Source organism: uncultured Granulicatella sp., assembly GCF_963515615.1.
Taxonomy (GTDB): Bacteria; Bacillota; Bacilli; order Lactobacillales; family Aerococcaceae; genus Granulicatella.
Map to the genome: position 1 here is coordinate 26,111 of NZ_CAUPZT010000008.1, position 20,147 is coordinate 46,257.

Annotated in this window: 20 protein-coding genes; 3 read left to right on the plus strand and 17 right to left on the minus strand. The window is 33.0% G+C overall.

The features are described from left to right. Positions 1–4 precede the first annotated feature (4 nt). From RYL55_RS02615 to RYL55_RS02675, 13 genes are all read right to left on the minus strand, one after another. Entirely contained in the window at positions 5–331 is a 327-nt protein-coding gene (locus RYL55_RS02615; RefSeq protein WP_006702590.1) for a ribosomal L7Ae/L30e/S12e/Gadd45 family protein, read from the minus strand. Further along, complete coding sequence (rnpM, locus tag RYL55_RS02620) at positions 318–620, minus strand: RNase P modulator RnpM (RefSeq protein ID WP_006702589.1); 303 nt, start codon at positions 618–620, stop codon at positions 318–320. Before rnpM ends, RYL55_RS02615 begins: the two co-directional genes overlap by 14 nt. 18 nt (positions 621–638) lie before the next feature. Beyond that, complete coding sequence (nusA, locus tag RYL55_RS02625) at positions 639–1,718, minus strand: transcription termination factor NusA (RefSeq protein WP_315007016.1); 1,080 nt, start codon at positions 1,716–1,718, stop codon at positions 639–641. A gap of 38 nt (positions 1,719–1,756) precedes the next feature. Next, the gene (rimP, locus tag RYL55_RS02630; protein WP_315007018.1) at positions 1,757–2,230 is read right to left on the minus strand and encodes a ribosome maturation factor RimP; all 474 of its coding nucleotides are present in this window, start codon (positions 2,228–2,230) and stop codon (positions 1,757–1,759) included. 427 nt (positions 2,231–2,657) lie between these two features. Continuing rightward, positions 2,658–3,416 carry an RNA methyltransferase gene (locus RYL55_RS02635; protein ID WP_315007020.1) on the minus strand — a complete coding sequence of 253 codons (759 nt, stop codon included), beginning with the start codon at positions 3,414–3,416 and terminating at the stop codon, positions 2,658–2,660. Positions 3,417–3,427: 11 nt separating this feature from the next. Then, positions 3,428–3,790 carry a hypothetical protein gene (locus tag RYL55_RS02640; RefSeq protein WP_315007022.1) on the minus strand — a complete coding sequence of 121 codons (363 nt, stop codon included), beginning with the start codon at positions 3,788–3,790 and terminating at the stop codon, positions 3,428–3,430. Between the two features lie 15 nt (positions 3,791–3,805). After that, positions 3,806–5,026: a DEAD/DEAH box helicase gene (locus RYL55_RS02645; RefSeq protein ID WP_315007024.1), complete on the minus strand. Its 1,221-nt coding sequence runs from the start codon at positions 5,024–5,026 to the stop codon at positions 3,806–3,808. A gap of 9 nt (positions 5,027–5,035) precedes the next feature. After that, positions 5,036–6,019 carry a Gfo/Idh/MocA family oxidoreductase gene (locus RYL55_RS02650; protein ID WP_315007026.1) on the minus strand — a complete coding sequence of 328 codons (984 nt, stop codon included), beginning with the start codon at positions 6,017–6,019 and terminating at the stop codon, positions 5,036–5,038. Between the two features lie 105 nt (positions 6,020–6,124). Next, positions 6,125–6,775 carry an amino acid ABC transporter permease gene (locus RYL55_RS02655; protein ID WP_315007028.1) on the minus strand — a complete coding sequence of 217 codons (651 nt, stop codon included), beginning with the start codon at positions 6,773–6,775 and terminating at the stop codon, positions 6,125–6,127. A gap of 13 nt (positions 6,776–6,788) precedes the next feature. Continuing rightward, positions 6,789–7,664, minus strand: a complete 876-nt coding sequence (locus RYL55_RS02660; RefSeq protein ID WP_315007030.1) for a transporter substrate-binding domain-containing protein — start codon at positions 7,662–7,664, stop codon at positions 6,789–6,791. Positions 7,665–8,163: 499 nt separating this feature from the next. Continuing rightward, positions 8,164–9,936 carry an excinuclease ABC subunit UvrC gene (uvrC, locus tag RYL55_RS02665; protein WP_315007032.1) on the minus strand — a complete coding sequence of 591 codons (1,773 nt, stop codon included), beginning with the start codon at positions 9,934–9,936 and terminating at the stop codon, positions 8,164–8,166. 20 nt (positions 9,937–9,956) lie between these two features. Continuing rightward, positions 9,957–11,135, minus strand: a complete 1,179-nt coding sequence (locus RYL55_RS02670) for an iron-containing alcohol dehydrogenase (RefSeq protein ID WP_315007034.1) — start codon at positions 11,133–11,135, stop codon at positions 9,957–9,959. Positions 11,136–11,268: 133 nt separating this feature from the next. Then, complete coding sequence (locus tag RYL55_RS02675; RefSeq protein ID WP_315007035.1) at positions 11,269–11,604, minus strand: hypothetical protein; 336 nt, start codon at positions 11,602–11,604, stop codon at positions 11,269–11,271. Positions 11,605–11,771: 167 nt separating this feature from the next. On the opposite strand from RYL55_RS02675, the gene RYL55_RS02680 reads away from it, so the two are divergent. The 3 genes from RYL55_RS02680 (at position 11,772) to galT (ending at position 15,108) form a co-directional block, all read left to right on the plus strand. After that, on the plus strand, positions 11,772–12,803 hold the full coding sequence (locus tag RYL55_RS02680; RefSeq protein WP_315007036.1) for a glycosyltransferase family 4 protein: 1,032 nt from the start codon (positions 11,772–11,774) through the stop codon (positions 12,801–12,803). A gap of 10 nt (positions 12,804–12,813) precedes the next feature. Then, on the plus strand, positions 12,814–13,440 hold the full coding sequence (locus tag RYL55_RS02685) for a TVP38/TMEM64 family protein (RefSeq protein ID WP_314403303.1): 627 nt from the start codon (positions 12,814–12,816) through the stop codon (positions 13,438–13,440). Positions 13,441–13,632: 192 nt separating this feature from the next. Then, entirely contained in the window at positions 13,633–15,108 is a 1,476-nt protein-coding gene (gene galT, locus RYL55_RS02690) for a UDP-glucose--hexose-1-phosphate uridylyltransferase (RefSeq protein ID WP_315007039.1), read from the plus strand. A 208-nt stretch (positions 15,109–15,316) separates the two neighbouring features. On the opposite strand, the gene RYL55_RS02695 is transcribed toward galT, so the two are convergent. The 4 genes from RYL55_RS02695 to RYL55_RS02710 form a co-directional block, all read right to left on the minus strand. Further along, positions 15,317–16,765: a serine hydrolase gene (locus RYL55_RS02695; protein WP_315007041.1), complete on the minus strand. Its 1,449-nt coding sequence runs from the start codon at positions 16,763–16,765 to the stop codon at positions 15,317–15,319. A 123-nt stretch (positions 16,766–16,888) separates the two neighbouring features. Further along, positions 16,889–17,866 (minus strand): GMP reductase, encoded by a 978-nt coding sequence (gene guaC, locus RYL55_RS02700; RefSeq protein WP_399545516.1) that lies wholly within the window; start codon positions 17,864–17,866, stop codon positions 16,889–16,891. Between the two features lie 272 nt (positions 17,867–18,138). After that, complete coding sequence (gene ftsY / locus RYL55_RS02705) at positions 18,139–19,146, minus strand: signal recognition particle-docking protein FtsY (RefSeq protein WP_006702571.1); 1,008 nt, start codon at positions 19,144–19,146, stop codon at positions 18,139–18,141. Continuing rightward, positions 19,146–19,982, minus strand: coding sequence for a Cof-type HAD-IIB family hydrolase (locus RYL55_RS02710; RefSeq protein ID WP_315007044.1), 837 nt, complete (start codon positions 19,980–19,982; stop codon positions 19,146–19,148). The genes ftsY and RYL55_RS02710 overlap by 1 nt, the downstream gene beginning before the upstream one ends. Between the last annotated feature and the right edge of the window lie 165 nt (positions 19,983–20,147).

The following is a 20,147-nucleotide window of genomic DNA, read 5'->3' on the forward strand; positions in this document are numbered from 1 at the left end:
CTTCCTATTCGTTCATATCGTTAAATCCTTTCATCTTCATCAGACTTTTTGTAAAACCTTGATCAGCAATGGCGATAATCGAACGTTGTTTTCCAATCGCCTGCGAAACTTCTTCCGTTGTAAATTGCTGAATAAAAGGGATTTCATAATATTCACATTTGTTTTTGATTTTCTTTACGGTATTCTCACTACTATTTGTTGTACAAATAACGAGATTCACTTTTTCTTTTTGAATACTTTGCAGTACTTGCTCTTCTCCAGATATTAGTTTACGAGCACGTGTCGCCATACCTAATAAATTAAGAGCTTTCTTTTTATCAATGCTTTCCATCACTAAATAACTCTTTTCTAGCTTTTTGGTGATCCACATATTGTAATAGTTCTTCATAGAAACTATCTGGGATTTCAATTTCTAATTGACGTTCAAATAAATGATTCTTCCAAGCTTTTTCAACAAGAGTCGGTTCTAATGTAATATAAGCTCCTCTTCCATTGACTTTTCCAGTAGGATCAATTTGAGCGACACCTTCACTGTTACGAACGATCCGTACCAATTCTTTCTTAGGCATCATTTCTCCAGAAGCTATACAACGACGCATTGGAACTTTTCTTTTTTTCATAAGATGCCTCCTTCTTGATTATTCTTCAACTGTAGGTAATTCTGAATCTAATTGGTCTAAATATTCTTGATAAGCTGATTCTGATTTAATATCAATACGGAAACCAGTTAATTTAGCTGCTAAACGAGCATTTTGTCCACGTTTCCCAATCGCTAATGATAATTGATGATCTGGAACTACAACGATGCAGCTATTACGATCAGAATCAAAATCTACTTTCACAACTTGTGCAGGATTTAATGCATTCGCAATGTATACAGATGGATCTTCGTTCCATTCAACGATATCCATATTTTCGCCATTTAATTCATTTACGATATTTTGAACACGTTGTCCACGAGGTCCTACGCAAGTACCAACTGGATCTAAGTTCGTATCTCTAGAACGTACTGCAACTTTCGCACGATCTCCTGCTTCACGAGCAATAGAAACGATTTCTACAACTCCTTCGTAAATTTCAGGAACTTCTTGTTCAAATAAACGTTTTAATAAATCTGGATGAGTACGACTTACGAAAATTAATGGACCTTTAGTTGTGTTATCAACTTTAGATACTAATACTTTAATCCGTTGATCTGGTAAATATTCTTCAGTAGGAATTTGATCTTGTTTTGTCATTCCTGCAACAATTTTACCTAAATTTACATATACATAACGGAAATCTTGACGATCAACTACACCTGTCATAATTTCATTTTCGTATTCGATAAATTCATTATAAATATTTGTACGTTCAGCATCTCTTAAACGTTGCATAATGACTTGTTTCGCTGTTTGTGCAGCAATACGTCCAAAATCTTTTGGAGTTACTTCAAAACGAATTTTATCTCCAACTTCATAAGCTTTATGTAATTCATGAGCTTCGTCAATACTCACTTCAAGTGTTGAATCAAATACATATTCCACAACTTCTTTCACAGCGTATACATGCATTTTTCCTTTTTTAGCATCAAATTCAACTTCAACATTTTGTGCTTGTCCATAGTTTTTCTTATAAGCAGAAACAAGAGCCGCTTCTAATGCTGTAATCACAACTTCTTTAGAAATCCCTTTTTCTTCTTCAAGAATATTTAATGCTTTAATCATTTCTTTACTCATAATGTGACTCCTTTGTCAAAAATGTTTCTAATTGATTCCTAGAATTGAATCGCTAATCGAGCTTTTGCAATATTTTCACGCACAATCGTAACTGATTTTTTACGCGTTTTAATTTTCACTTCTAAAGTCACTGACTCATCAGTTACTTCCGTTAAAAATCCTTCTAAAAACTTTTCACCTTCAACTTGTTGATAGAAAGATAAATGAACATATTGTCCAATCGCTTCTTTCAAATCTTTCTCAGTTTTCAGAGGACGTTCAGCACCAGGAGAAGATACTTCAAGGAAATACGCTTGAGGAATCGGATCTGGATCTTGTGAATCTAATAATTCACTAAATTTTTCACTCATAAATGCACAATCATCTAAATCAATTCCACCTGGTTTGTCAAGGTAAAAACGTAAAAACCAATTTTTCCCTTCTTTTACAAACTCTAAATCGACTAATTCAAACCCTTCTGCTTCAATAACTGGCAAAGCGAGTGTTGAAACTAATTCTGCTACTTTACTCATAGATAACCTCCTTTACATAACTGCGTAAAAAGAGTGAGCATTCCTGCTCACTCTCCTTTCCACGTCATCTTAATTCATAAATAGTATAGCACAGATAAAAATATCAATCAAACAAAACGCTCATAACTAATAAGAGCCATTACACTAGGGCTAACAACTAACCCAAAATAGCACACCATCAAGCAAACAGCGAAGCGCATTTGCTAAACGAAAGAACGTTAATGAGATTTCCGTACCCCGCATCCTAAACGTACTCTAATGATATGACCGAAACACATGAGATTGGGCGCCGTTGTGAAAATGAAAGTACTCTGTTTCCAGAGTACTTTCATAGGCAATTTTTGAGACCAAGGCTCAAAAATTAGCCATGAGACTCGCACAGCGAGGCTGCTGGCGGCCTCACACCCCAAGCCCAATCCCTATAAAACTATATTCTCGTTTGGTACATAAGTATCCCCGTCGCAATAGCAACATTCAACGATTCTGCTTGACCAAACATTGGAATCTGAATAATGAAATCCGCAGATTCAATCAATTCTTCACGAACGCCATTTCCTTCATTTCCAACCACAATTGCAACAGAGTCTCTGCCAGTTAACCATTTGAAATCTTTAGCATCACGATGAAGTGCTGTTACAGCAATCGGAATATCATTTTCTTTTAACTTCCCATATACATCTGTTAAATTCTCATGATAAATCGCTACGTGAAATTGGCTTCCTTGCATGGATCGAACAACTTTATCATTGTATAAATCCACACAGCCTTCTCCTAAAACAACTGCATCAAATCCTGCAGCATCTGCAGTACGAATAATCGTTCCTAAATTACCTGGGTCTTGAACCGCATCCACTAAAAGATAACGTCCCTGAGGAACTTCGACCAATGGTTTCTTTTCTAATGGTACAATCGCTAAAATACCTTGATTCGTTTGAGTCATCGATAACTTTTCAAACACCTCTTTTGAAACAAACATTGTTGGATAGCTCTTTGTCCATTTTTCATAAAGATGAATCATGTCCTCACTGACTACTAAGCGATGAATGGAAATATTTGATTGAATGGCTTCTTCAACTAAATGTTCCCCTTCAATCATATACGCTTCTGATTTTTTTCTACCTTTGGAAGTTTGTAACTTTTGATAATTTTTTACCATTGCATTTTGGTGCGAACGAATAATTTCCATGTCCGTCTCCTTTATTGTTCCATCATTACTCGGAACAGTTTTAATTGTTCTTTTTGATTTGAAAAATATTTAGAACGATGAGGAATTTCAAATTGAAACTTTTCTCCTTCAACTTCAAAACTGAATTCATCATTTGATAAAAATTTCTTTTGATACTGAACTTTCTCTACTCGTTCAACTGGAAATAGTAACGGTCTTGTATCAGTAAAAGTCGCATCATCTTTTAATCCAAAAAATACACATCCCATTGAAGACCAATAACAAATCGCATCTTCTTCATGTAGGAGTCTTTTGACTTGAATGAACACAGCTTTGTCTTCATAGGGTAAATGATATTCTTCTAAATGATTTTTTAAAAACTCCAATGTAAGCATTTAAGAGACTCCTTTTTACTTTTTCTTTCCTGATGATTTTTTAGTTTTTAAGGATTTTTTATTTTTTGATGAATAAGCTTTTTTAGCAGTTCCTTTTTTCTCTTTCGGTTTATAAGGTTTCTTTTCCACCACTTTTTTCTTCTGTGCAACTTGTAGTTGACTTGAATGAACTTGGAACGCTTCTAGTGTTGCATCAGCTGGGATCAATTTTTTCAAGTCTCTTACTTCTTTTTCTGTAACAAAACTAATAACTAATCCATCTTTTCCCATTCTTCCAGTTCTTCCTGAACGGTGAGTATATACCTCTTTATTTTCAGGTAAATCATAATGAATGACGACTGGTAAATCTTCAATATCTAATCCACGTGCTGCCACATCCGTTGTTAATAAAATAGGAACTTCTCCTTTTTTAAAAGCTTGAATCGCAGCTTTACGATTAATTTGATTTTCTTGACTCGTTAATAAGGCACAGGGAATATTGTGATATTGTAATTTTTCTGCTAAAATCCCTGCATTTGCAAGAGAATTGACAAATACCAACGCTTGATATTCCTTCATATTGGCAAACTTTCTTAACAATTCATCTTTTTTACGTACAGGAGATTCAATATACACATGTTTTACATTCCCATTCCCGGCCATTTTCTGTTCCTGTTCAACCCATTTTGGTGTCATATTAATCCATTGATGAATAGATTCTAATATTTCATTTTTAGTGGCTGAAAAGCAAATCATTTGTCGTTGTGATGGACATTTTTTAATAAAAGAACGAGTTTGTTCTAAATGTTCTTGCGCTAATAAATAATCTGCTTCGTCTAAAACAAGTGTTTGAACTTGATGAAGTTTTAATTTTCTTTGATTCGCTAATTCTGTTAATCGTCCTGGTGTTCCAACGACTAATTCTGGTTTTTTCTTTAAGTTTTCAATTTGACGCTTTACATTAGCTCCTCCCGCTAAAACTAACATAGTTAGTTTTGGCAATTTCCATTCACGAATGACTTCACCAATTTGTTGTGCTAATTCTTGACTAGGTACTAAAATGATTGCTTGTAGTTCATGATTGATTTCAATTTTTTCTAATAAGGGTAACAAGTAAGCTAATGTTTTTCCTGTTCCAGTTGGAGAGACTGCTACTACATCTTCCCCATTTTGAATCAATTCCTTTGTTGCTTCTTGAATCGGCGTTAAGTCTTTAAAACCTTTTTCATTCCATTTGTTTTGAATATATTCTTTCATGATTTCTCCTTAATTAAATGTAATTCCTGCTGAATTTCTTAATGCTTCAATCACTTCTAAAACATTGCGACTTATTTTTTTACTTTGTTCATATTGTTTTAGGGATTCTGGTGTACGTTCTAATATTTTTGCAAATCCAATGGCTTCCCATTCTAATGGATTTTTACGGAGTTCATATTCCTTTGTTTCCACAACTTCACTCATATATAGTGTTTTGACTTCTTTAATTTCTTGGCAGTCATTGATTTGCAATGTTTCTTTGCCAAAGTAAATTTCTTGAGGAAGACATACATTTAATACTTTTCCAACAAAAATTGTTACATCAAATGTTGGATACTCCAATGATACAATTCCTTGTCCATCCGCTTGATTTTGTAATTTACGTGCTCGATAATGAACTTTTTCTGGCATTCCAAACCAACTAATCACATTGTAAATAGGATAAACTCCTAAATCCATTAAGGCTCCACCACCAGAGGATAATGAAAATGAATTCGCAATTTCACCTCTTAAAAATGCATCATATTTTGAAGAATATTTTGCATACGATAAAACTGCTCCTTTTACTTCATCAATTCTAGAATCAATCATTTTACCAATTTCTTGAAAGGCTGGTTCATAATAATGGCGAATAGCCTCAATCACGAATAAGCTTTTTTCCGTCGCTAATTGATGAACTTCATCCCATTCTTCAACCGATAAAAAAGATGGCTTTTCAACAATAATATTTTTTTGATGCTCTAATAATTGTTTTGAATAGTCACCATGTGTATGGTTTGGTGATCCGATATAGACAACATCCCAATTATTATCTAATAAAAATTCACTCCATTGATTTGTCCAAGAAGGAATCTGGTGTTTTTTAGCAAATTCTTCTGCTTTTTCTAGTGTTCTACTATATACAGATACTACTTCGAAACTATTTGTTTGTTGCACCGCTTCTACAAAAGAAGAAGATATCCACCCTGTGCCTATAATTGCTAATTTTTTCATGATCACCACTCCTTTTCTTCCTGGATAGTCTATCATATTTTCCTTAAAATCTCTAGCAATCCTCGTTGCATACAAAAAGAGGCTGGAATTCCAACCTCTTCTTTCTTAATATAATGATAATCGTTTTTCTAAAATTTTCTGACCTTGTTCAAATACTAAACAGATACTCCAGTAAATTAACGCTACTAAAATATACATTGTCATATAATCGAATTCTCGACCTCCAACAATTTTAGCATTTTGAAAAATATCAGGTACCGTAATCATTGCTGCCAACGAAGTTCCTTTAATCATATCTAACAATACATTACTTAAAGGTGGCACTGAAATTCTAAATGCTTGAGGAACAATGACTCTTCTTAATGTTTGAAAATAATTCAATCCTAAGGAAGTAGAAGCTTCCCATTGTCCATAATCCACTGCATCAATCGAAGATCGTAGCACTTCACAAATATAGGCACTACTCACAATGCTGAAACAGATAATGGAACAAATAATAGCTGGAAGTTGAATTTTAAAATAAGGCAATCCAAAATATAATAAGAATAAAAATACTAATGTAGGAGTTCCTCTCATAAAAGAAACGTGAAAATTAGCTATTAATCTTAATACTAGAAATGGTGAGCGTTTCATTAATACAAATAAGAAACCAAGAATTGTTCCTAATATGAAACTAACTGCAGCAATTCCTAATGTATATTGTAATCCACTTAATACAAAAGATAGACTATGAATCGCTAACTTAAGATTAAACAATCGTCATCGCCTCTTATTCTACATCAGAAAAATCAATTTTTTCTAATTTTAAGTCTTTTGGTTGAGTTACATCTTCACCAGCAAAGAATGTTTTAGAAATTTCTGTTAAAGTTCCATCTTCTTTCATTGATTTTAAAGCTTCATTGAATTTTTGTTGAATAACTTCATTTCCTAATTTAATAGAGAAGCTTGCGCTATATGGGTTTGCGTATACACCTTCGTTGATTTTAATTGGGAAAGTATCTTTTACAAATGCAACAGCAATTTTTTGTAAATAGTAGTCATTAATAATTACGTCAGTACGTCCATTTACTAAGTCAGATACGTAAACATCATTTGTAACATTGTCATAAACAACTAATTCAGCGCCTAATTTTTTAGCAATTTTCATGTAGTTTGTACTTGCAGCACCTGCGGCTTTTTTACCTTTTACATCAGCCCAAGAATAAATTCCTGAATTGTCACTTTCACGAACAACCATTGATGTAAATGAATATTTATGAGGTTCAGTACGTAAATATTTATCAATATATTTTGATCCTTCTTCGATTGAGTAGTTCGCAATATCCACTTGACCACTATCTAAAGCCGTTAACATACCGTCAACACCCATTTCAGTGAAGTCAACTTCTAATTTTAAGCGTTTAGCTACTTCTTTCATAATTTCAACATCATAACCTGTTAATGAATTATCTTTATCATTATGGAATGATTGTGGATATAGAGTACCCGCTGTTGCAACTTTAATCTTTCCTGCTTTCTCAATGGCATCCCAATTCTTTTGTGCTTGTGATACAGTCTCCTTATTTGTTGTAGTACTTGTTGAAGTAGAACAAGCTCCTAAAAATAATGTTGCAGCAACTGCACCAAGTTTAAACCATTTATTCATGATTTTACCTTCCTTTTTTCAAATTTTTTTGACTCCCTTAAAATAGCATAAGAAAAGAAAGAAATCAATCTTTTTTTATTATTTTAGTAGAAAAATATAACAGATAAAAACATCTGTTATACAAACACTTAAATGATTTTAAAACTTTTTATAACAATTAAAGGTACAGAAGTGATCCTGAATTTACACAATTCTCCCAAAACACAGCCTCACACCCCAAGAGGAATCACCACCCAAGTACATCCAATAGGCAAACAGCGCAAAGCGCGCCTTTGCCACACGCCAGTATATCATTGAGTTTCACGTAAAGAACATCCTAAACGTATCCAAAGTTAATGAATGAAACACATGGGATTTATCGCAGTTGTGAAATAAAAGCTTCCTGACATCAGGAAGCTTTTAAGGCAACATTTGAGACCCTAGGCTAAAATGTTAGCCATGAGACTCGCTTTGCGAGGCTGCTGGCGGCCTCACAACTTTCAGAAAAATCCCAATAACACTATCTAACTGATTCTTTGATTCGCTTCGCCACTTTCTCAGAAATTCCCAATTTTTGAATCTCCTCGACTGTCGCCTCCTGGATTCCCTTCATCGTTTTAAAATGCTGTAATAGTTTCGTACGTGTCTTTGGTCCAACCCCTTCAATCTCATCAAGAATCGAAGAAAAAGCATTTTTACTTCGTACCTGACGATGAAACGTAATCGCATATCGATGGACTTCCTCTTGAATTCGTTGTAATAGATGGAAAGCTTGACTCGTTGGATCTAGTTCGATTTGTTCATAATCTTCTCCATATAACAAATGAGCGGTCTTATGCTTCTCATCCTTAACCATTCCTGCAATTGGAATAGATAAGCCAAGTTCATCTTCTAACACTTCCATAGCAGCTCTCATCTGAACTTTTCCACCATCCATCAAAATTAAATCCGGTAAAGGTTTCTGTTCTTTTAATAATCTTGAATATCGTCTTCTAACAACTTCTTGAGTCGTTAAAAATTCATGACTCCCTTGAACTGTTTTAATATTGAATTTTCGATAACTTTTCTTCTCCGGTTTTCCATCTCGATAAACAACCATGGCTGATACAGGATTTGTCCCTTGAATATTCGAGTGGTCAAATGACTCAATCACGCTTAAACGGCTTAAATCAAGTGCTTGTCGCAATTGTTCTACCGCCCCTAAAGTTTTTTGCTGACTATTCTCATCAATCTTGAATTTTTCAAGTAAAGCTACTTCACTATTTTGTGTCGCTAAATCAAGCATCCGCTTCTTCGGTCCTCTTTGAGGAGTTAAGACTTTGACTTCTAATACTTCAGCTAATAATTCCTTATCAATTTCTGCTGGAACTAATATTTCTTTTGGCAAAATGTGATTTTGTTCTTGATAAAATTGTACAATAAATGATATCAATTCCTCTTCAGCTGAATTATAAATCGGGAATAATGCTGCTTCTCTCTTGATAATTGTAGACTGTCTAAGTAAAAAGACTTGAATAGAAATCCAACCTCTATCCATATGGAATGAGAATACATCCCGATTTGTAAAGTCTTGAGACATAATATGCTGTTTTTCTACGGTTGTTTCGATATATTGAATTTGATTTCGATAATCAATGGCTCGTTCAAATTCTAATTGTTCTGAAGCTTCATCCATTTTCTTTTGTAAATCTTGCTTAATTTCTTTTACATCACCTTCAAGAAACCGCTGAATTTTTTTCTTTTGTTGTTGATAAATTTCTGGTGAAACTTCATGATCACAACAGCCAATACATTGCCCTAAATGATAATAGAAGCAAGCACGTGTTTCATTTTTCCCACATTTTCTTAATGGATAAATTTTTTGAATCAATTGTTGCGTTTCTGTTGCAGCATAAACATTCGGATAAGGTCCAAAATACATGCCCCCATCTTTTTCAACATTACTTGTAATAATCAGTTGAGGATCTCGTTCATTTGTAATTTTTAAATAAGGATACATGGTTCCTTGTTTTAATTTAATATTGTAATAAGGTTGGTATTTCTTAATTAAATTAATCTCTAATAATAACGATTCTTTATTCGTTTTTGTAACAATAAATTCAAAATGATGAATTTCACTCACTAATTTTTCAGTTTTAGTATTATGTGCTCCACGGAAATAGGAGCGAACTCGATTTTTTAAGTTTTTTGCTTTACCAATATAAATAATTTCATCTTCTTGATTTTTCATCAAGTAACATCCTGGTAAATCAGGCAATTGTTTTAACTTTTCTTCAATTAATTCACTTGCCATTTTTTCGCTCCTTTCCCCTACTATAATGCTGTTTGATAAATGATTCTTGCATCTTCTAATTCTAAATTATGATGCTCAGATAAATGAATTTTCTCGTGACGTCCTAATCCTTCCACTAATGCTTCAATGACTGATTCATCTAATGAAATATCTTTAAATCGAATTGGTGCACCTAATGATACAAAAAATTCTTCTGTTTTTTCTATTGCTCCATTGACGATTTCTTCTGGTGTTCCAGATAAATCCCACACTCGTTTTCCATATTGAATGAGTTTATCCCATTTTTGTTCTTTCCGTACTTTCATCATCGCTGGCAACACGATCGATAATGTGCGTCCATGATCGATTCCATGATTTAATGTAATTTCATGTCCTAATGCATGAGTTGCCCAGTCTGTCGGCACACCTGCAGAAATTGTTCCATTTAATGCATTTGTTGCACACCACATAAAGTTCGCTCTTGCAGCAAAGTCGTGATTATTCTCGTCAATGACAGTTGGTGCAATTTCAATTAATGTTTGTAAAATCCCTTCTGCATAACGATCTTGTAATTTTGCATCTACAGGGTAGGTTAAATAATTTTCCATTGTATGAATAAAGGTATCTAATACACCATTGACTAATTGGCGTTTTGGTAATGTATACGTTAATTCAGGTTCTAGTACTGAAAACTGAGGGAATGTAACATCTGGTCGAAAACTTACTTTTGCTTTTAATGCTACAAAAGTAATCACCGCACCACTATTCATTTCAGATGCAGTTGCAGGTAATGTTAAAATCGTTCCAAATGGAACAGCTTTCGTAACAGGAAGGCCTTTTCCAAATCCTCCTCTAAACATATCTAATGGATTGCCATCAAAAACACTTGCTGCAGCTACAAATTTTGTCCCATCAATGACAGAACCACCACCAATTGCTAGTAAATAAGTAAAACCATCTTCTTTTACACGTGCAACAGCTTTGATTAATGTTTCGTATGTTGGATTTGCTTCGATTCCTCCAAACTCATCCCATTCACGATTTCCTAATGCTTGTACAGCACGGTCGAAAGCTCCATTCCGTTTAACAGAACCACCGCCATATAAAATTAATACTTTTGCATCTTTTGGAATTTCTCCATCAATATCCTTAATACGATCTTTTCCAAATAAAATTTTTGTTGGGTTTCTAAATGTAAAATTACGAATTCCTAATTCCATAGTATCTCCTACCTTTCTATTTGATGATATCAAGCTCAAAGTATTGAGGCAAATCACACGACTTAAAAAACTCCTGAAGGAATTTCCAACAGGAGTTGTTACAGATTATACTTCATCCATTATTTAAAATATCTTATTTAAAATAAATTTCTAAATATTTATCCAATCTCTCGGCTGAAATTTCTTTTTCTAATTTTGATATTTCAGTTGGACTTAAACTAATCTCGCCATGATATACACCAGCTTCATCATATGCAACAATTACTTCGCCAATGTCATCCCGATGTTCTCTTTGAACTTTTGCATAGTCCTGTAACAATGTTTGTTCTACTTCTGTCGCACAATGCTCACGTAATAGGCAAAAATGTTCTGCAATTGCTGTTGGAATATAATAACAATCCACTAATGTCATTGCTTCTTTAGAATTTTTAGATGCTTTACCTTTAGGTTTATTTTTTTGACGCTTCATGAATAACCTCTCTTGATTTCTCTGTATCTAGTATACAAAAAAATTACCCATAAGGCAAAAAGTTATCTTTTATTTTCAAATCTTTTCTTAAGATTTTACTAGCTATTTTTCAAATGCTTCATTTCATGGTAGAATAGTAAACGAAATTGTTTCTTAAAGGAGTCAATATGTTAACGATCAATATGCTTACACGAGCAGATAGTGTAAAAGGACAAGGGGTTCTATCTGCTACAGAAGAACAAATTAATCTCGTAACAGAAGGTTTAAAAGACTATCAAGTCGTTGTGAATCAATTAAAAACATACAATATTACTCATATTCATACGATTAATCCAGATTTTTTAATAAAATCTGTTATCACAAGACAAAACCGTCCAATGATTGCTTCTGTTCACTTTTTACCGGAAACTTTAGAAAAAAGTATTTCCCTACCTCGTCCGATTAAAGAATTATTTTATAAATATGTTCTTCAATTTTATAAACAAGCAGATTATCTAGTAACCGTTAATCCACGTTTTATTGAAGATCTAGAACATTATGGAATTCCAAAAGAAAGAATCACTTACATTCCAAACTTTGTATCACGTGATACTTTTTATAAAATTACGGATCGTTCAAAAGCAACTCTTCGGGAATCTTTCGGATTAGATCCAGATAAATTTACCGTTGTATCTGCAGGACAATTACAAATGAGAAAAGGTGTTTTAGAATTTATTGATTTAGCGAAAAAAATGCCTGATATCCAATTTGTATGGGCGGGTGACTTTGCGTTTAAAGGGATTTCTGAAGGTCGAAAAGAAATTATGGAACACATGGATGAATTACCAACTAATGTTCATTTCTTAGGTCTTGTAGAAAGAAATCGTATGAATGAGTTCTTTAATATGGGAGATGTAATGTTACAACTTTCGTTTGAAGAGTTATTCCCAATGACGATTTTAGAATCCATGAATGCGAATATTCCATTATTATTAAGAGATTTAAGAGAGTATCGCCCTATTTTATTTGATTATTATTTAAAAGGAAATTCCCAAGTACAATTCCAAGAAATTTTACGTCAATTACAACAAGATGAGGCCTTCTATCAAGAAGCTTGCGAAAAATCTAAAAAAGGAGAGCAATTTTACTCTAAAGAAAATGTACTCCAACAATGGCAAGTCTTTTATGATAAAGTAGCTGTTGAGAATCATTTAAAATAAAGGAGAATTTATGACTGAAACACATATTAAACAAGGTAAGCCTCTGTCTCCATTTGCACAAAGAATGATGCATGCTGCTTCTATCGCAGGAGCAATTGCCACAGTTATCTTTTGTATTTGGGCTTATCAAAAAGGATTATTTACTTCCCAAGAAGCACTTAGTGAATATATGCAACGTGCAGGCATTTGGGGACCACCTATTTTTATCTTATTACAAATTTTACAAACAGTTATTCCAATTATTCCGGGTGCTTTAACAAGTATTGCTGGAGTCTATATTTACGGAATGTTTATTGGAAATGTCTACAACTATATCGGTATTATCATCGGTTCTATTATCGCTTTCCATTTAGCTCGAATTTATGGACAATTATTTGTAAAATCAATGGTCAATGATAGTACGTATCATCGTTATATCGGATGGTTAAATCGTGGAAATAAATTTGATTACTTCTTTACTTTCATGATGGCATTTCCTGTTTCACCTGATGATTTCCTATGTATGCTAGCTGGTTTAACAAAAATGAGTTATAAAAAATTCATACTCATTATTTTAATTTGTAAGCCAATCACTTTAGCGGCATATACTTATGGATTAACAGCCATTATTGATTATATTTGGGCTTTTTTCAAATAATGGAAGAAATATTGATATTTATCAAACTATTTTTAGTTTTTTTGCTAAAAATGGTTTGTTTTTTTATACTTTCCTTTTATAATAAACATATATTAAAGCAGTTACATTCCAATGGGAAAAAGAATGTTATCGATTGCATTTTATAAAAAAAGAAGCATTCATCTTTGTAGATGATTTAGGAGGAAACGGAATATGTATCATAGTATTACAAACTTTATTGAAAAAGCAAAACTCGAAAAATTATTAAATCCACTAGACGAAATTTATACAACCAATCAATTACTTCATCTATTACAATTAGATGATTATAAGCCATCTGAAATTTCTAATGATAATATCCCATCATTAGAGGATTCCGTGGACGAAATCATTCAATTAGCGATAGAATTAGGAGTAATTGAAGATATTTTACCAGAAAAAGAAGCATTTGAAGCAGCTGTTATGAATTTATTAACGCCTCTTCCATCTGTTGTAAATGCAAACTTCTGGAATAATTACAAAGAAAATCCTGAAAAAGCAACTGACTATTTTTATGCATTAAGTCAAAAAAATCATTACATTCAAACAAGAGCCATTGCTAAAAATATACAATTTCCATACTCTGGAAAATACGGTGCTTTAGAAATTACAATTAACTTATCAAAACCTGAAAAGGATCCAAAAGCGATTGCTCAAGCAAAATTAGTCAAACAATCTAGTTACCCTGCTTCTCAATTAACAATGACAAATGAAGGGTATTATGGACGTTTCAATCATCCAGCTAGAAGCAATCATAGAATTATTCGTTTAGAAATTAATCATGAAGATTGGGGATTCCAATATTCTCCTTACTCTTATTTCAATGAACATTCAATTTTCTTAACTCAAGTACCACGTCCAATGCAAATTACAGAACGTTCATTTGAGAATTTAATGGATATTTTACGTCAATTCCCTCACTATTTTGTTGGATCTAATGCTGATTTACCAATTGTAGGTGGCTCTATTTTAGTTCATGATCACTATCAATCTGGTCGACATGTCTTTCCGATGGATGTTGCACCAATTTTAGAAAACTACTCTTTTGAAGGTTTTGACGGAATGGTCTCTCGTTTACATTGGCCTTTATCCGTAATTCGACTAGCAAGTAAAGATACAAAACAAATTGTTCAATTAGCGACTCATATTTTAGATAAATGGAGAAATTATTCAGATGAAAGTGCGGATATTTTCGCATTTACAGAAGACACTCCTCATAATACGATTACACCAATTGCTCGTGTACGTGATGGTGTCTATGAATTAGATTTAGTGCTTAGAAATAATCGTACGACTGAAGAATATCCAGATGGTATTTTCCATCCTCATCTGGATGTACATCCAATTAAGAAAGAAAATATTGGATTAATTGAAGTGATGGGGTTAGCAATTCTTCCTCCTCGTTTAAAAACAGAACTAAAAGAAGTTGAGAACTACTTACTAGGTCAAGCTCATCAAATGCCTGAAATGCATAAAGCTTGGGCTAATGAAATTAAAGACAATGAAAATATTACTCCAGACAATATTGAAGCTTTGATTCGTCAAAAAGTTGGTGAAATTTTTGAACGTGGTTTAGAAGATGCCGGTGTCTTTAAACAAACAACTGAAGGGCAAGAAGCGTTTGGACGGTTTATCCATTCATTACAATAAAAATATCTTTTAATGCCTTTTCTGGTATAGTAGCAAAAGGACGGTAGCAGCCAGCTTCGCTGTCTCATACCTAAAAGTCGAGCCTGTAGTCTCGACTTTTCCTGTACTATGAAAAGGCTTATTTTGGTTGCATAACTAAAATACGTCTTTCATGGCTAAAAATTATTTTACATACAAAAAACGATTTCCAAACGGAAATCGTTAATCATTACTTTCTAATAATAAATACTATTGAAACTATAATAATACTAATAATACTGGCAATTCCAATAATAATTACTCCTAATAAAATTGGTTTATACGTTAAACTTAATAAAAATTCTTCCAGTTGAAAACTCATTTCAGTTTTAACATCAGTAGTTGTAGTTTCTTCTGGTTCTTCAACTTCTTGTGGAATAATTGTTACAGGATAAGTTAATGGTTGTATTTTTGAAGTAATACGAGGAAGATCTGTTTCAATAACAATTTTATCCTCCTTCAAATGATATTTAGGAGTTTCTCCAATTCGAACTAATGTCTTAATATCTTTTTCTAGTTGAACTTTCACTCCATCAATTATATGTTCTCCAGCTTTTAATACTGTTTGAGTTTCATATTCAGAAAAAGCTTTTCTTAGTAATCCATTCCCAATTTGGTTCTTGAAGAAAGAACTATTATCCTTATCTTCCCAAGCTCCAACTCCTAAAATAACTTGAATAAAACGAGTATCTTCTTGTTTAGCCGTTAATAAATGGTTAAATGCCGCACTAGGACTTGAACCTGTTTTAAATCCATCTACTCCTGGAAATCCTTGAATCATTCCTGGGATAGAACTGTTGTAAGTGTAAAATGATTCTTCATAAGGTGTTCCCACCATAACTGTAATTAAAGGATTTTTCGTAAAATTTGTTATTTCTGGAAAATCTTTTAAGAAATGATAGGCTAAAATGGCTAAATCTCTTGCAGTTGTTTGATTATAACGATTGTTATTGTATCCTTCAGGTGTATAATATCCTCTAAATGCAGAGGCTACTGCCCCACTAGCATTATTGAATTTAGTATTTTCCATACCCCATTCTTTGAATTTAGCATTCATTTTATCTAAAAACTCAGTATCTGATAACCCAGTCGCTCTTGCAACCATTAATGTAGCAACATTTGAAGATGGATAAAACATCATATATAATAATTCTTCAATTGGATAATCTACTCCAGCAACAATAATATTATTACTAATTTCCCCAATCGTTGAAATCGCACGATCTTCTTCTGTTGCAGTGACAATGGTATTTAACGATAATTTTCCTTCTTTCATCGCTTCAAACGCCATGTAAGCTGTCATCATTTTTGAAATACTTGCTGGATCCCATGGTTGGTCAATATTACTACCAAAAACAATCTCCCCTGTATCAGCATCCACCATTATGGTACTTTCTGGTCTATAATATTCATCTACACCATAACCTTGTTCTGCTATAGCATCCATTACATCTTCTCTATATGGAATTGCTACAGTGGTTTGTTCAATTTTTTCAGGTTCTTGAGTTGTTTCTGATTCTACGGTAGTTTCTTGCGTAGCTTCTTTTGTAGTAGAATCATTTTCTTCCGCTAAAATAGCACTTGTACAAAATAATGAAGCCATAAGGAAACTTAATCCCAAAATATGTTTAATTTTCACGAATGACCCTCCTCTATCAACTCTGTTATTTTACTCTTTTTTGCGGAATTTAGCAAAAATTCTTACTAAAAATAAAAATTACCGATTCAATTTTACTCGAACCGGCATTGAATCTTTTTAAAATTAAATAGAATCACCATTAAAAATTGAATTTTTAACAATAACATAATCTACTTTACGAATCGATTCTAAGTCTGAACCACCCGCATACGAAATAGATGATTGTAAATCTTGTTGCATTTCTACTAAAGTATCCTTTAATGAACCTTTATAAGGAACAATGATTTTTTTACCTTCAACATTTTTACGTTCACCTTTTTGGAATTCTGATGCACTACCGAAATATTCTTTGAAACGTTCTCCATTAATTTCAACTGTTTTACCTGGTGATTCTTCATGACCAGCAAATAATGAACCAATCATGACCATTGTAGCACCAAAACGAATTGATTTTGCAATATCTCCGTGAGTACGAATTCCGCCATCCGCAATAATTGGTTTACGGGCAGCTTTTGAACACCAACGAAGGGCTGCTAGTTGCCAACCACCTGTACCAAATCCTGTTTTAATTTTTGTAATACATACTTTACCAGGTCCAATACCAACTTTTGTAGCATCAGCTCCCGCATTTTCTAATTCACGAACGGCTTCTGGCGTACCAACATTTCCAGCAATTACGAATGTTTCTGGTAAATGCTTTTTAATATGTCCAATCATATCAATAACTGAATTCGCATGTCCATGCGCAATATCAATGGTAATATAATCCGGAATTAAATTTTTCTCTTTTAATTCTTCAATAAATTCATATTCATGAGGTTTTACACCCACACTGATTGAAGCAATAAGATTTTTTTCATGCATTTTTTTAATAAATGGAATTCTTCCTTTTTCATCAAAACGGTGCATAATATAAAAATATCCATTTTCTGCTAAAAATTCTGCTACTGATTCATCAATAATTGTTTGCATATTAGCAGGTACTACAGGGATTTTAAAAGTGTGTTTCCCTAATTGAACAGTTGTATTGCATTCTGAACGACTATTTACAATACATTTATTCGGTACTAATTGAATATCTTCATAATCAAAAACTTTCATTTCAAACATGAGGTAACCTCCTTAAATAAGCATTTGTTTCATATCTGTTACCACGAAATATTTTAACTTATTTTGACTAAAATGTAAACAAAAAACTGTGTTTTATGAACATTAAAACCTACAACATTTGCATTATGTACTAAAACACGAACAAAAAAGGTTGAAAAAGTAAAAAAATGACTTTCTAAAGTAAAAATTTTAGCCATAAGATTCAATTAAGAACCTACTACCGTCCTTACTACTTTAAAAAAGCCATTTAAAAAATTATTATACTATTTCAACGAATCTTTCACTAATCCGAAAATAAACTGAGTTGAGTCAAATGGTTGTAAATCGTCCATTTTTTCTCCTAATCCAATAAATTTAACTGGAATATTCATTTCATGACGAATCGATAAAATTACGCCACCTTTTGCAGTACCATCTAATTTTGTTAAAATTAAACCTGTTACATCAATCGTTTCTTTAAATTGTTTTGCTTGAACTAAAGCATTTTGTCCTGTAGTTGCATCTAACACTAATAGAGTTTCATCTGCTCCGGTTTCAATTTCTCTAGAAATAATACGGTTCATTTTTTCTAATTCTTTCATTAGATTCACTTTATTTTGCAAGCGACCGGCTGTATCAATTAATAAATAATCAATATTTTCTGCTTTTGCTTTTTTAATGGCATCATACACAACAGAAGAAGGATCTCCACCTTCTTTACCACTAACAACTGGAACCCCTACACGTTCGCCCCAAATTTCTAATTGTTGGATAGCTCCAGCACGGAATGTATCTCCTGCAGCTAATAATACAGAATGCCCTTCTTGTTTTAATCTCCAAGCAATTTTACCAATCGTAGTTGTTTTACCAACACCATTTACTCCGACAAATAGTAATACAGTTGGTCTACCTTCAGCTTTTGCTAAAGTTGCTAAATTGTCTTCACCTTTTTCATAAATATCTACCATTTTTTCAATAATCACTTGTTTGACATCATGAGCATTTTTAGCATTTTTCAAACGAACTTCATCTCTTAAAGCATCCGTAATCGCTAAAGTCATTTCAAAGCCTACATCTGAAGAAATAAATGTTTCTTCTAAATCATCGAAGAAATCTTCATCAATCGTTCTAAAATCTGCTAAAAATTCGTTTAAATGATCCGAAAAACTTTTACGAGTTTTTTGCATTCCTTGGTCATATTTATCAATAATAATCGAAGTTTCTTGTTCTTGCTGTTTAATGACAGCATCTTCACCCGTAAAGGCACGTTTAATACGATCAAATAATCCCATTATTTCACTCCTTCTCTTTCACGTTTATTTTGTTCTAAAATATGATAAATAGCATGAGCTACCCCAGACTCTTCATTTGTCTTCGTAATAAATTTCGCTACTTCTTTTACTTCTGGAGAACCATTACCCATTGCTACTGGGAAACCAACAGTTGTTAACATCGATAAGTCATTCTCTTCGTCTCCACAAGCTGCCATTTCCTCTACTGTAATTCCTAAAATTTCAGCTAAATGAGTTAAGCCTGTTCCTTTAGAAACTTCTTTTGGAACTACTTCTAATAAGAAAGTACGAGACTTCATACAATTGAATTTTTCAAAGAAAGCTTCTGGTAATTGACGAATTCCTTCATCTAATAGCGCTTCTTCAATACATAGCACTGCCTTATAAAACACGTGGCTTTCTTCAAATTCCGATGGATTTTTTGTAATGAACTCAATTGGATGTGGTAATCCTGGATAAATAGAAGGTCTTCCTTCCGGATAAGTTGTTTCATAAGCTCTTTCTAAATCAATCATAACAAGAGGTAATCCTACTTTATACGCTTCTTCATAGCAGTATTGCATATCATCTCTTGAATGACCTTGTTTAAATAAAATTTCTTGTGATTTTGTTTTTTGGATAATTCCACCATTGTAATTGATAGAAAAATCATCATCACCTAATAATTCTAATTCTTCTAATAAATGATAAATACTCATTAAAGGACGACCTGTACAAAGAACAATTTTTACACCTTGTTCTTTCGCAAGTTGAATAGCTTTTTTATTTTCAGGTGTTACTTTTTTATCATCTGTTAGTAATGTTCCATCTAAGTCTAGTGCAATGACTTTTATCATACAATCTCTCCTTTTTTTACTCTAGGGGGGTGCAAACGGTGTTTAGGGGGTGCATTTTGCATCAGGGGGGTGCATTTCCTAGAGCTCGTCATTCCTTTGATTTCATTCTTGTATTATACCAAATTTTTAGGTTTGTGACTATTCCTAAAGAAAAAGCCATATCAC